At 73.0% G+C, this 14,216-nt stretch carries 7 protein-coding genes; 4 read left to right on the forward strand and 3 right to left on the reverse strand.

Annotation, left to right across the window (positions count from 1 at the left end; genetic code table 11):
• Positions 1 to 39 precede the first annotated feature (39 nt).
• On the reverse strand, positions 40 to 3,066 hold the full coding sequence (locus WME95_RS35365) for a TIGR03960 family B12-binding radical SAM protein (RefSeq protein WP_437903739.1): 3,027 nt from the start codon (positions 3,064 to 3,066) through the stop codon (positions 40 to 42).
• A 125-nt stretch (positions 3,067 to 3,191) separates the two neighbouring features.
• On the opposite strand from WME95_RS35365, the gene WME95_RS35370 reads away from it, so the two are divergent.
• The 4 genes from WME95_RS35370 (at position 3,192) to WME95_RS35385 (ending at position 9,086) form a co-directional block, all read left to right on the forward strand.
• Positions 3,192 to 3,533, forward strand: a complete 342-nt coding sequence (locus WME95_RS35370) for a hypothetical protein (RefSeq protein ID WP_157907079.1) — start codon at positions 3,192 to 3,194, stop codon at positions 3,531 to 3,533.
• Positions 3,534 to 3,656: 123 nt separating this feature from the next.
• Entirely contained in the window at positions 3,657 to 4,742 is a 1,086-nt protein-coding gene (locus tag WME95_RS35375; protein ID WP_437903740.1) for a YihY/virulence factor BrkB family protein, read from the forward strand.
• Positions 4,743 to 4,947: 205 nt separating this feature from the next.
• On the forward strand, positions 4,948 to 6,834 hold the full coding sequence (locus WME95_RS35380; protein WP_437543964.1) for an ATP-binding protein: 1,887 nt from the start codon (positions 4,948 to 4,950) through the stop codon (positions 6,832 to 6,834).
• Complete coding sequence (locus WME95_RS35385; RefSeq protein WP_437543966.1) at positions 6,831 to 9,086, forward strand: ATP-binding protein; 2,256 nt, start codon at positions 6,831 to 6,833, stop codon at positions 9,084 to 9,086. Before WME95_RS35380 ends, WME95_RS35385 begins: the two co-directional genes overlap by 4 nt.
• Positions 9,087 to 9,159: 73 nt before the next feature.
• Here the strand turns inward: WME95_RS35385 and WME95_RS35390 are convergent, their stop codons facing one another.
• Positions 9,160 to 12,339, reverse strand: coding sequence for a GAF domain-containing protein (locus WME95_RS35390; protein ID WP_437903741.1), 3,180 nt, complete (start codon positions 12,337 to 12,339; stop codon positions 9,160 to 9,162).
• A complete protein-coding gene (locus WME95_RS35395; protein WP_437903742.1) occupies positions 12,336 to 14,189 on the reverse strand; it encodes an ATP-binding protein in 1,854 nt (617 codons plus the stop codon). The genes WME95_RS35390 and WME95_RS35395 overlap by 4 nt, the downstream gene beginning before the upstream one ends.
• Positions 14,190 to 14,216 lie beyond the last annotated feature (27 nt).

Here is a 14,216-nt window from a genome sequence, read left to right on the forward strand (position 1 = left end):
GCCGGGAGGATCTTTACGACGCGACCGTCCTGGGCTGGCTCACTCGGCGTCCGCGGCGAGCGGGAGAGCCGGTGTTCGCTCCGGAGCCGACTTGACGCGGCGCGCCCGCTCGAGATCGAAGAGCGAGAAGCGCTCGCCCGCTACGGAGCCCGCCGGCGAGGTACGGCCGAACAGCTGAAGCCGCACGGCGCGGTGCGGCGGCGGCGTGATCGCGCCCGGCGCCTCCCCCGGCTCTCCCGTGATCACCGCCGCGACCTCGGACGACTTCACCGCACCCGAGCCGCGGATATCGACCTCGACCTCGAGGGCGACGAGATCACCGACGAGCCCGGCGCGCGCGAGCGCCGCGTGGACCTCGGGCCCGCCGACCTCGGCCCGCACGAGGTACTGGCGCACGTCGACCATCTTGGCGAGCCGGTCGATCTCGCGGCGGATCGGGAGCGACTCCGCCGAGAGGGCGGCGCTGCAGCGGGCGGCGAGGAGCGCCTCCGCGTCGCCGCCGATCGCGGAGCGCGCGAAGGCGAGCGCGTAACGCGCGCCGGCGATGAGCTTGCTCAGGGCCGGGTCCTCCGGGCCGAGCTTGACGGCGCCGCTGAACACGAGCCCGCGCGGGCTCGCGGCCGACATCGCGGCGACGAGCGCGTCGAGCGCGGCGGGATCGAGGTCGCGCTCGAGGCGGAGGTCGACGTACTCGTCGAGGCTGATCACGCCGAGCGAGAGCGCCGGCGAGAAGGTCATGTCGGGCTTCGGGTGGAAGCCCGCGGTGTAGGTCATCGGCGCGCCGACGCGCCGGAGCACGCGGGGCAGCTCGCGCACGACGTCGAGGTGGCCGAGCAGCGCCATCGGCCCGGCCTTCTCGAAGCGGAAGCGATAGCGGAAGCCGCCGCGCCCCTTCGGCGCAGGCGCGATCCGCCGCGCGCGGTGGGGCGCCTCCGCTTCGGCGCGCGAGGGCTCCCTGCCGTCGCCGCTCTCCGGCTCCGTGGCAGCGACGCTCTCCCGCTCCGCGCCGCCGTCGCTCGCCGGCTCCGCTCCTCCATCGCTCGCCGCCGCGCCAGAGGGACCCGGGGCGGCCGCGGGCGGCGCGGCGCCAGCGTCGGTCAGCACCGGCAGCGAGCGCCGGTGGGCGCCGAGCCGATCGAGGAAGGTGAGCCGCTCCTCGCGCATCTGCGTCATGTCGCAGGCGACGCCGCAGTCGTAACAGACGAGCCGCCGCGCGTCGGCCTTGGCGTCGTCGAGGTTCGTGTGGTGGACGAACATGCCGGCGACCTTGCCGCACGGCGGGCTGAGGCGGCTCTGGAGCGCCTTCCTGTACTCCTTCGCGAGGAAGCCCTCCTCGAGGCCGACGTCGATGTGATCCCAGGGCAGCCGCGCCGTCACCGGGAGGGTGCCGAGGTACTTCTCGCGGTCGACGCCGACGTGCGTGAACGCCTCCTCCCACACGCCGAGATCGAGCTTGTCCTCCCACGAATCGAAGCGGGCGCCGCGCTGCCAGGCCCGCTCGAGGACGTCGGCGAGGGGGCGGTCGCCGCGGGCGAAGATGCCCTCGAGGACGCTGGCGTGAGCCTCGTGGGTCTTCAGCGTGACGGCGCGGTACGGCCGCACCGTGTCCTTGAGCAGCCGTTGCTTGCGCCCGACCTCGCCGAGCGTGTCCATCGCCGCCCACTGGAAGGGCGTGTGAGGCTTCGGCACGTGGGTCGAGACGCTGACCGTCACGTCGACCGGCTTGCCCTTGCCCGCCGCCTTCCTCCCGGCGCCGGCCGCGCGGGCGCCCGTCTCGACGATGCCGCGCACGTCCTCGTCGGTCTCGGTCGGCAGGCCGATCATGAAGTAGAGCTTCATCTTGCCCCAGCCCCGGCTGAACACGCGCTCGGCCGTCTCGAGGAGCTGCTCCTCCGTGACGTTCTTGTTCACGACGTCGCGCATCCGCTGGGAGCCCGCCTCCGGCGCGAAGGTGAGGCCGGTCGCGCGCACGCGCTTGAGCTCGTCGAGCAGGTCGGGCTCGAGCCCGTAGGCGCGCAGCGACGAGACGCCGAGCGAGATGCGCTCGGCGGTGAGGCGCTCGGTGACCTTCTTGATGAGCGGCGAGATGCACGAGACGTCGGCGGTCGACAGCGCCGTGAGCGAGACCTCGTCCTGACCGGACCTCTGCACCGCGCGCATCACGGTGTCGACGATCTGCTCGGGATCGCGCTCGCGGACGGGCCGGTAGATCATGCCGGCCTGGCAGAAGCGGCACCCCTCGGTGCAGCCGCGGGCGATCTCGATCGACATGCGGTCGAAGATGGCCTCGGGCCCGCCCGTGGGGCTCTGGTCGGGGAACGGGTACTTGTTCAGGTCGACGAGGGCGCGCTCGATCGGGAACGGGATCCCGGAGGCGAGCGGGCGGTCCACGACCTCGAAGCCGGTGTCGGGATCGAGCCGGGTCGCGTAGAGCGAGGGCACGTAGACGGCGCCGAGGCGCGCGATCGCGACGAGCCGCTCGCGCCGCGGCACGCCCTCGCGCTTGAGCCGCGCCCACGCGAGGGCGACCTCGGTCGCCTTCTCCTCGCCGTCGCCGATGACGATGGCGTCGAGGAAGGGGGCGATCGGCTCGGGGTGGGTCGCCGTCGGGCCGCCCGCGATCACGATCGGGTCGTCCTCGCCGCGGTCCGCCGCGCGCAGCGGGACGCCGCCGAGGTGCAGCATCGTGAGGATGTTGGAGTACGTGAGCTCGAACTGCAGGGAGAAGCCCACGACGTCGAAGTCCCTGAGCGGGCGCGCGGACTCGAGGGACACGAGCGGCAGCCCGCGCTTCACGAGCTGGGCCTCCATGTCGACCCAGGGCGTATAACAGCGCTCGGCCAGCGTGCGCGGGTCGTCGTTCAGCAGCTTGTAGAGGATCTTGAAGCCGAGGTGGCTCATCCCGATGTCGTAGACATCCGGGAATGCCAGGCAGACGCGCGCCTCGACCGACGCCCAGTCCTTCACGACCGAGCCGACCTCGCCGCCCGCGTAGCGCGCGGGCTTCTCGACCTGATCGAGGAAGGAGGCGTACGGGTGATCGGCGAGCAGGGGGAGGCTGTCCATGGCGCCTCGGCGCGTAGCATGGCCGGCCGGCGCCGGCACCCGCGGCTCGCTCGAGCCAGCTCGAGCCGCCGTCCGGGGCCGCAGGCCGGAGCGGCGCGGCGGCCCGCTTGGGCTATGCTCACGACGTGCGCGAGCGTGATGCCCATCATGTGGAGATCGACCGGGCGCGGCACGTCGAGTACCGGGACCCCAGCGAGTTCGACCGGATCGCCTTCGCCATGCGCACGCTGGACCGCCTCCGGCCAAAGCGGATGACGGTGGCCGTCTACCCCGCGATCGCCGCGATGCGCGTCGAGCGCGGGAGCAACCTGCAGCGCGGCGAGGGCGGCTCCTGGGCGATCGTCGGCATCCCGCCGCACGCGAGCCGCGAGCACATCGCCTACGCCCTCGCCGAGCTCGCCGGCGTCGAGTCGGTGCCCTACGCCGTACAGAGCCTCCTCGCCGCCGACAGGAACACCGACGCCTAGGCGCGCGCGCCGTGACGCCGGAGCGCCGCTGCACGGACATCGCCGCTGTCCCGAGATGAGCCGCGCGCGTCGGCGGGGCGGATGGTATTGCGCCCCGCACGAGGGAGAGCGACGCTGCCCTCCGTGCCTGCTCCGATCCGGCAACAGATCGCGCACCACCGCGCAGCGAAGGCGGTGTGGAGCGTCATCGTCAGCCTGGATCGCCACAACGGGCCGCGGGCCGCGAGCGCGATGGCCTTCGACGCGTTCCTCAGCCTGATCCCGCTCGCCGCCTTCGCCGGCTATGTGCTCAGCCGGATCCACCAGTGGTCGGATGTGGTGGTGCGGCCGATCCTGCAGGCGGCTCCCCCGGACGTCGCGAAGCTCGTCTCGGAGGAGCTCATCCGGCTCTCGCAGTCGTCGGCGGTCGCGCCGATCAGCATCACCGGCTTCCTCTGGATCACGTCCTCAGGGCTCTCGACCGCCATGGGCGTGTTCGACACGATCTACAACACGCGCGAGCGCCCCTGGTACGTGCGCAGGGCGATCGCGGCGGCGTGCGTGATGGCCAGCCTGGCCGTGGTGCCCGTGGTCGCCGGCGTGGGCGTGCTGATCGGCACGCTCTCCGGATCGACCGGCGCCCGCATCGTCGCCTTCGCCCTCCCCGGGGGCCTCGTCATCTGCATGGTCGCCGCCTTCTTCAGGATCTCGATCCAGCGCCCGAACATCGAGCGACGCCGGATCTTCCCGGGCGCGGTGCTCACGGTGGTGCTCTGGGCCGCCGTGTCGACCCTCTTCTCGCTCTACGTCGCCACGCTCGGCCGCTACGCCACGTTCTACGGGAGCCTCGCGACCGTCGCGATCTTCCTGTTCTGGCTGTGGCTCCTGGCGCTCGCGCTGCTCATCGGGGGCGAGCTGAACGCGCGCCTGGAGCGGGAGCGCGCCGGGGTGACGTCGATCCCGCCCCCCGGCAAGTGGAGCGCGCTCGCGCTCTCCGATCTGCCCGAGCTCTCCGATCTGCCCCAGAGCGTCACGCCGCCGTCCCAGAGCGTCACGCCGCTGCCCCAGAGCGTCACGCCGCTGCCCCTGAGCACCACCCTCCCCCAGGGCGCAGCGCTCCCCCGCGCGGCCGCGGCGCGGCTCGGCGACGCCCAGGGCGCGGGCAGCGCGGACGAGGACGAAGCGCGCGGCGCACCGAGCTCGCCGCGCGAGCACCAAGCCGCCGGGTAGGTCGAGGCGGCGGGAGGCCGACGCCCCCGGCGGCCGCGCGCTGAAGGACGGACGGTCGACGCCCGACGGTTCGGCTCGGCACGGGCGGTGAAAGCGCCGTCGCTCGTCCGCCACTCGGCGCTCACTCGGCGCGCATTCGCACGGTGGGTGCGCGCACTTCGCGCAGGGGCATGTCGAGGGCGGGCGTGAGGGGGAGCAGTCGAGCGTGCACGCGCACTACGGAGCGGGGGGTGACGGGGGCGGCGACCGACGCGCCGCGCATTTGCCGGGCGACGCCGGGCTGTACTTTCTGGGGGCGCTGCACGAGCTCGTCGCCGTCGGCCTGCACCGCCCCGCGCTCGAGGCGCTGTGCGCGGGGCAGCGCGACCTCGCGGAGCCGCCCATCGACCGCGCCTACCTGCTCAAGATCCTCGACGAGGAGATCTGCCGGCAGTTCGGGCATCCGCTCCGGCCGCTCATCGAGCTCGTGCTCAACGCCGCCGACGCGGCCCGCGCGCCGCAGCCCGTCGTCGACGTCGCCGTCACCGATGGGCGCGTCGAGGTCAGCGACGCCGGCGCCGGCATGGGGCTCCGGGCAATCCTCTCACGGCTGCTCATCCCGTTCGCGACGGACAAGCGGCCAGGGATCGATCTCGGCCGGTTCGGGGTCGGGTTCTTTTCCGTGCTCGGGCTGGGGCTCTCGGATCCGGAGAGCTTCAGCCTGCACGTCACCACCGGCGACGGCGTCGAGGGATGGGCGATCCGCGTCGTGGCCTGGCCCAGCGCGGGCGACGCGGGCAGCGCGCCTGCGAGCGCCTCGGAGGAGCCCGGGCAAGCCCGCGGCCGCGCGTCGTCCGAGCTCACCGCCGCCCTGATGTGCTCGGTGCGCCGGATCGCGCCGCTGCTCGGGACGCGCGTGCGCGTCACCTCGGCGCTGCTCGAGACGGCCACGGTCCGCGCGTACCTGCGCGACGCGCTCCACTTCTTCCCCGCGAGCCGCGCCCTCGTGCTGCTCGACGGCGCGGCCGTGAACGACGGCCGGCTGATCTCCGGCGGGCAGCTCATCCAGGAGCGGGTCGAGGTCGCGCCGCAGCCCCCCGGCGCGGCCGCGCTGGAGGCGCGGACCCACTTCGAGGCGGAGCGCGGCGACGCGCTCCTCGCGCGCTTCCACGTCGGCGGGCGAGGGCTGCTCCCGAGCATCTCGGCGGCCACCTTCCATGCCGGGGTCAAGGTCGACGCCTGCCTCGCCCTCGCCGAGCTCGCGCTCATCGATTTCCCGGCCGCCGTGGAGCTGACCGAGGGGCGGGACGCGCTCAAGGTCGGGCCCGAGTTCACCGCGGTCGCGACGGCCTTCTACCGGCGCCTCATCGAGCTCGCCGCGGCGAGCGGCGAGGGCCGGCGCACGCGCGACAGGCTCGCCGAGATGGCCGCCCAGATCAGCGCGCTCATGCTGCAATCCGCGGGCTGGGACGAGGTCGCCCTCGATCTCGCGCGCGCCCTGCTCGGCCCCGGGCGCTGCATGGTGACCCCCGAGCGGCGCGAGGCGCTGCTCGGCTTCCTCGGGCCGAGCGTGGCCGAGCGGCTGTTCGTGCCGGAGAGCTTCTGGGCGGAGCGCGAGTGGCAGCCGCACCTGCCCGGCGAGCGCGAGCTGCTCGAGGACGAGCTCGAGATCGACGCGCCGGAGACGCTCTCGGCCCTGGCGCGGCGCCGCGGCGACCTCTCTGGGCTGCCGCTGCTCGTCGCGCGGGCGACGAGCCCGCACACGACGATGGTCGCCCTCTGCCGGAGCCGGCTCCAGCCGGACCGCGGCGCGGGCGCGGCGGCGCGCCGGGCGCCGGGCGCGCCGCCGCTCCCCGACGCGCCGGGGCGGCGGCCGGCGGGGCCGCTGCCGTGCCTCGGCACGCGCCGGCTCCTGCTCATCCGCGACGACAGCGCGGCGGTGCGGCGCCCCTCGGGCTGGAGCGACTGGTACGCGCTGCGGGCCGCCTTCGACCGGGCCTCCGGGGTGCGCGAGGCCGATCTCGAGCGCGATCTCATCGTCGGCGAACCCGTGGACGGGACGGCCTTCGCGGCGCCCCGGCCCGGCGAAAGGACGTCTGGAGGCGAGCCATGACCCAGATCTCGTACGGGCTTTTCTCGGAGCTCTTGCTCGTGCGGATCCACGGGCGCGCCGAGGCCTACCTGCAGGCGAGCAGCGCCGAGCGCCTCGCGCTCGTCGCCGCCTGCCGCGGCGAGGCCACGGTGCCGGACCTCGCGCAGCGCATCCTCTCCCGCACCATCTACGCGCAGGCGTCGTCGCGGATCGGCCCGCTCCGCGAGCTGCTCCAGAACGCGCTCGACGCGTCGCCGCCGGGCGCCCGCATCGACGTCCGCTCGTCCGAGGACGGGCGCGAGATCTCGGTCACCGATCAGGGCCGCGGCATGAGCCGGACCGAGCTCCTCGCCGACCTGCTCGTGCCCTTCCGGAGCGGCAAGGCGGGCGAGCCCGACGCGATCGGCGAGCACGGGATCGGCTTCTTCTCCGTGCTCGAGATCGCGCCGTGGATCGAGGTGGTCACGGCGACGCCCTCGGGCGGGCACCGGCTGCTCGTCGCGCCGCTCGGCGGGGGGCCGCCCTACGAGGACTTCTCGTGGACGCTCCTGTCCCTCCCCCGCCCCCCGCCCGCGCCGTACGCGGACGGCGGCCGCGCGGGCGCCCCTGCGCGCCGCGTCGACGAGCGCGCCTCCGAGCCGCCGCGCCGCCCGACGACGGGCACCTCGGTGAGGCTGTCGCTCGCGCAGCCGATCTCGCGGCCCGCGCTCGCCGCGGAGGTCACCGCGGCGGTGGGGCTCGTCGACGCGACCGTCGCGCGGATCTACGTGGACGGCGCGCTCGTCAACACGGCGCGCGGGCGCCTCCGCCGCGCCGCGGAGGTGCCGCTCCGGCTCCCGCCGTCGGGCGAGCTTTGCGGCGCGGTCGAGCTGCTCGTGGGCCGGGGCGACGGCATCGAGCCGCAGCTCACGATCACCCAGAAGGGGCTCACGGTGACGACGCGGATCGATCCCTTCCCTGGCCCCGAGCTCGGGCTTCACCGCGAGCTCGCGCGGGCGATCACGGCGGCGGGCTTCGGTCTGGTCGCGGAGCTGCCGCTCGGCGTGCCGCTCAACAAGGGCCGCTCGGCGGTCGCGGCGACCGCGTCCACGGCGGTCGAGGCGGCGCTCGTCGCGGCCTTCGAGCGGTTCGTCCTGCGCGACGCCCTGTACGACCGCGAGCTCCTGCGCGCGGTCGATCACCGCCTCTCCTCGGTCCTCGACCGGCTCCTCCACGCGGCGCTGCTCGGCGAGAGCATCACGATCGCGTCCGCGCAGGCGGTGGACGAGCTCGATCCGGTCGCGCGCACCCCCACGGTGGCGGCGCCCGAGCAGGTCATCCGCTTCGCGAGCGGGCTGCTCGACGCGCCCCTCTTCCGGTCGATCGTCGTCGACTCCGGCCAGCGGCCCTCGGGGGCGGCGCTCTCCCCGCTCGGCCAGGTCCACTACCGGAGCGCGCCGCTGACGCTGCGCGAGCTGCTCCACGCGCACCGGACCGGCGCGCTCCGCCCCCTCGAGGCCGCGCCGTCGCTGTCGTCGAGCCAGGTCCGCAGCACCGTCCGCTGGCCGCTCGGCGCCTCCGGTCCGGGGCCGGAGGCCGCCGGCGTGCGGTCCGGGGACCTCGTGTACCTCGCGCTCGACGAGCCGCTCGCGCAGGCGTTCTGGCGGCGCCTCGCGAGCGAGGGCGCGGCGTCGCAGCCGCTCCAGGCCGCCGCCGGGGCGCCTCCGCGGGCGCCGGGCGCCGCGCCGTGCCCGATGCCCCGCACCTCGCGCGAGGCGCTCCTCAAGACCGCGATCGACGTGCCCGGCGTCCGCGCCGTGGCCGCGGCCATGACGATCATCGAGCGGCTCGACGCGGCGATCTCCGAGTCCGCGGACCTCCCGGCGTCGCCGATCTGGGTGCACCAGGACCTCTACGGCCCCGACGAGATGGCGCACACCGACGGAAGCGGGATCAGCGTGAACCTCGCGTCGGCGCGGGTGCGGGCGCTGCTCACCGCGGTGCTCCTGCGCGACGACGCGGTCGCCTTCACGGCGCTGGCGGATCTCCTGCTCCACGAGAAGACCCACGTCTCGCTGGCGAGCTACGTCCCGCGCCCGACGGCCGAGCACGGCACGAGCTTCTACCGCCGCAAGGACTGGATGCGCCGCCGCCTGCTCGCGGCGATCGCGAGCGGCGCGGTCGCCGACCCGATGCGCTGGCTCGCGGTGGCGCGGCGGGGGCTCGCGAGCGCGGCGCTGCCGGCGCCGTCGGAGCTCTCGCAGGCGTTCCTGGCGGCGGCCGCAGCGGCATGACGCGTCGCACTCTCCGGAGACCGGTGGTTCGACCGAGGGCGAGATCGCCGCGGCGGCGTCGCGCGAGCGCGCGCTACGCCGCGGCGGGTCTCCCCATCGCGTAGGCGATGCCGCTCTGGAGCGTCTGCTTCGTCACCATGCGCCCGAGATCGACGCCCATCGCCACGAGCGTCTGCGCCACCCTGGGGCTGATCCCGGTGAGCACCGCGCGGGCGCCCAGCAGCCTCAGCGCGTCCGCGGTGCGGATCAGCAGGCTCGCGACCTCGGTGTCGACGAGCTTCACGCCGGTGATGTCGATGATCACGACGCTGGCGCCCCTCCCCTGGACGCCCTCGAGCGCCGTCGCCATCAGCTGGAGCGCCCGCGGCGGGTCCACCGTCCCGACGAGCGGCATGACCACGACCCGATCGGAGATCGGGATGAGCGGCGTCGACATCTCCGCGAGCCGCTCGTCCTTGACCCGCAGGATCTCCTCCTGGAGCGCCGTGCGCATCGTCTCCGTGCGCTCGCGCTCCACGAGCTCGCGCGCGAGCCTGTCGTTGGCTTCCCGCAGCTCGGCGGTCCGGCGCCCGACCTCGCCCTCCAGCCCCTCGTTGGCGCGCCGCAGCTCGGCGCTCGCCGCCTCGACCCTCGCGTAGAGCAGCGCGTTCTCCACCGCGATCGCCGCCTGCGACGACAGCATCTCGCACACCTCCAGCCGCGACGCGGTGAACGCGCCGAACGCCGCGTTGTTCTCCAGATAGAGCACGCCCGTGAGGCGGCCCCGGTGCGAGAGCGCGACGCACAGGACGGAGCGCGGGCGGCGCGCGATGACGTACGGATCGGCGGCGAAGCGGCTGTCCTGCGCGGCGGCGTTCAGGATGACGGGCTCCCTGGTCCTGGCCACGTAGCGCACCACCGCCTGGGCGACGTCGCCGCTCTGCTCGAGGGGGAGCGAGAGGCCCACGAGCACGCTGCTCGGCTCGACCGTGGCGGTCGCCTCGACGAGCAGCTGGCCTTCGCGCGCGAGCAGCAGCGCGCCCCGCTGCGCGCCGGCGCTCTCGAGGACGAGCCCCATCAGGCGCTCGAGCACGCGATCCAGCACGAGCTCGCCGGAGATGGTCTGCGCTGCCCGGAGGATCGTCGTCGCGTCGAGGAGCGCCGCGCTCTTCGACGTGGTGGTGGTGGGCAGCGACACCGACGTCAACCGTTCGCCTGACGGCGGCGCGGAGTCCTGGAGGAGATGGGCATGATGCTCCGCGAGGTGCGACGCCTTCGCGATCGCCCCCCAGCGCCGATAGGCGTCGTACGCCTCGGTCATGTGGACGCGCGCCGCCTTCACCTTCCCCGCGGCCGCGAGGAACCTCGCGCACAGCTCGTTCGCCAGCGCCTCCTCGTGGACGAACCCGTTCTGCCGCGCGCCGGAGATCGCCTCGTCGTAGCGCGCCATCGCCTCGACCTCCCTCCCGGCCACGCGCGCCATCTCGGCGAGCACGAGCTGATGGCGGTGCCGGTAGTTCTCGGGGCAGCTCTCCGCGAGGAGCGAGAGCCGGGTCTGATGCTGCGCGAGCGATGCGCCGCGCCGCTCCCGCTCGGCCGCGTCTGGCAGCGCCAGGATCGAGAGCGCGGCGTAGAAGGGAAGCTGGTCCACCGTGGGCGTGCCTCCGGCGATGGCCACCATCGGCGCGGCGAGATCCGCCATCGCCAGGGCCCCCTGCGGGTCCTCGTAGAGGAACGCGAGCCGTGCCTTGATCACGTGGTACCAGAACGCGGCGAGCGGCAGCTCCGGCAGCGTCGCGACGAAGGAGGCCTCGTCGAACCCGTCATCGCTCAGGCTGTCTCGGCTCCTGGTCTGTCCCGTGAGGTTCGCGATCATCTGCAGCATGAGCTGCAGCACCGCCACGCTCGGGCTGTCCTTGAGCCGCTGCGAGAGCGCGAGGAGGTTCTCGACCACCTCGCCCACGTTCCCGAGCTCCTCGCCGAGCGCGAGCCGCGTCTCGGCGATCTGGAAGCAGGCATAGGGCAGGAAGAAGTCGCCGGACTGCACGCCGGCGTCGTAGGCCCGCTCGAAGTAAGGGAGCGCCTCGCGGAGATGCCTGCTGCGATGGATGAACCCCGCGAACTGGACGTTCAACTTGCAGACCATCTCGCGGTGGTTGAGCTTGTCGTTGAGATCGATGGCGAGCTTGCCGAACTCGTATCCCTCGCGGAAGCGCGCCTGGGCCACCGAGAGGAGGAACCCGTAGACGACATAGCCGCTCGCGGAGCCCTCCGAGTGACCATGCCTGAGGGAGATGTTGACCTGCCTGCCGATGAGGAAAGCAAAGAGCGGGTGCTTCGAGGCAAACGCGGCGTTGACCATGACGAGGAGGAACTTCATGAGCGCCCGCTTGTCGGGGTCCGTCATGAGGGGCGCGTCGATGAGCTCCGCGACCCGGCGCCCGCCGAGGCCGGCCTCCACGTCCGCGAGCTCCGCCCCCACGACCGCCGCGATCTGCTCGCCGCCCTCCGGCAGCTCGATCCCGAAGTGCGCCAGGCCCGCGATCCCGGCGGCCATGGCGTCCGCATAACGCCCCTGCGCCATGTACACCGTCATGCGCAGCTCGTGAATGCGCACCTTCTCCATCCGCTCTCGCGCTCGGCCGAGCAGGGCGTCGCACCGCGAGAGCGCGCGCTCGAAGCGGCGGGTCAGGAACTCGCACTCGGCCAAATCCATCTGCATCGCGAGCGTCAGCTCGCCGTCGCGCTCCCAGCCGTCCATGGGCCCGTCGAGGAGCGAGATCCCGGCGTCCAGGTACCTGAACGCCGCCTCGAAGGCCGCCGCGGACCTGGCCCTCCGGCCGGCCGCGAGGTTCATCCGGGCGAGCTCGATCCGCTCGTCCTCGGAGCCAAGCAGGCTGGCGCCCAGGTTCATGTGGTCGACGATCGCGAACGTCTCACCGTCGCCGCTCGCTCCCGCGCGGCGGGCGAGCAACAGCCGTCCGAGCCTGAGGTGCGCTTCGGGCCTCCGCGCCGGATCGATCAGGGCGTAGGCGGCCTCCTGCACGCGATCGTGGAGGAACTGATAGGAGACGTTGCAGGCCGGCTGCTCCGGGATGTCCGCGTCTCGCGCGACGCCATCATGGTAAAACCGGTAGTCGGCGCCGAGGGGCAGGACGAGCCCCTCGTCTATCGCCCCCCACAGGTGCGCGGCCGTCTCCGCCAGGGGCCTCTCGCGGGCGAGCGCGAGCGTCTCCAGATCGAACTGGTGCCCGAAGCACGCGGCGAGCTTCAAAGCTTCCTGGGTCTCGCCGGGAGCCTTCGCAGGCTGTCGACCATGAACTCGACCACATTCTCCGCGATGGGCGTGTCCTGGATACGCCGGAGGTCCCAGGTCCATGCCTCCGCGCTCCGGTCGAGCGTGATGAGCTGCTGCTCGCGGAGCCGCCGGAGCAGCTGATTCAGGTAGAACGGGTTGCCGTGCACCTTCTCGAACAGGAGCGCGGCGAGCGGCGCCGCGCGCTCGGGCTCGCAGTGCAGGGTGTCGGACAGGAGCTGGTTCACGTCGGCGAGGCCGAGAGGCCCGAGGGCCAGCTCGGAGACGGTCGCGCCGGCGCTCCGGAGTTCGCTGAGGGCGAACGAGAGCGGGTGTCCCTCGTCGACCTCCTGATCCCGGGCCGCGCCGATCACCAGCAGATGAGCGCCGCCCGTATTGCTCAGGATGATCTTGAGCAGGTTCAGCGAAGCTGGATCGGCCCACTGCAGGTCGTCGAGGAACAAGGCGAACGGGCGCTCGGAGGACCCGAGCGCCCTCATGAAGCGTTGAAACACCATGTGGCAGCGGCCCTGCGCCTCGGTCGGCCCGAGCTCCGGTACGCTCGGCTGCGGCCCGATCAGCCATGAGAGCTCGGGGACGAGATCGACCATGACTTGCCCGTTCTCCCCGAGCGCCGCCGTGATCCGGTCTCTCCAGCCCTTCAGCGCCTCCGCCGGCTCCACCATGATCTGCCGGATCAGCTCCCGGAGCGCCTGCTGGAAAGGGGCATACGGGACATTCCGGTCGAGCTGATCGGATTTGCCGGCGATGAAGTACCCTCCGCGCAGGTGCGCGACGGCGTGCCGTATCTCCTTGATCAGCACGGACTTGCCGACGCCGGCAGGGCCCCTGACCATCACGAGCTCGGTCGCCCCCTGCGCCGCGCGCTCGAAGGCGGACAGGAGCGCGGCGGTCTCCGCCTCCCGGCCATAGAGCTTCTGCGGGATGCAGAGCTCGGCGGAGAGATCGTGCCCTCCGAGGCGGAACGGCTCGACCCGCCCCGTCCGCACGAGCTGAGACAGGCAGGCCTCGAGATCGACGCGGAGGCCGTGAGCGCTCTGGTACCGGTCCTCGGGGGCCTTGGACAGGAGCTTCATGACGATGTCCGACACCGCCCTTGGGACGTCGGGCGACACCTTGCATGGCGAGGTCGGTGTCCTCGCGATGTGGCTGTGCACGAGCTCAACGGAGTCGACCGCTCGAAAAGGCAGAGACCTCGTGAGCATCTCGTACAGCGTGACGCCGAGGGAGTAGAGGTCGGAGCGGTGATCGACGAGGCGGCTCGTGCGGCCGGTCTGCTCGGGCGAGATGTACGCGAGCGTACCTTCGAGCGATTCAGGGCTGCCGATCGCCTGGACCTCCTGGGCGAGGCGCGCCGAGATGCCGAAATCGATGAGCCTGATCGCCTTTGACTCCAGATCGAGGAGGACATTGTGCGGCTTGACGTCCCTGTGGACGATGCGCCTTTGATGGAGGGACTCGAGGATGGCCGCGAGGGCGATGGCGACCTCCAGCGTGGTCCGGAGATCGAGGCCTGTTTCACGCAGGATGTCGCAGAGCACCCGCCCGCCGGTATCCTCCATGACGAGCGCCACGCCGCGCTCGGACGTCGCGAGCCCATGGACCCTCGGGACACCGGCGATCGCGAGCTCCCTGAGGATCGCGTGCTCGTGCCGCAGCGTCGCCAGCTCTGTAGGGTCGGGGAGCTCGGCCTTCAGCCGCTTGACGATGACCTTCGCGCCGTCCTGCTTCCGGTAACCACGGTGAACGACGACGCTCCTGCCTTCGTGAACCACGTCCGTGAGCGCGTACTCGGACAGACTGATCATGCGCGTTCCCGCAACGTTCGCTCGCCC

Origin of the sequence: Sorangium sp. So ce327, assembly GCF_051530205.1 — a bacterium.
Classification (GTDB): domain Bacteria; phylum Myxococcota_A; class Polyangia; order Polyangiales; family Polyangiaceae; genus Sorangium; species Sorangium cellulosum_B.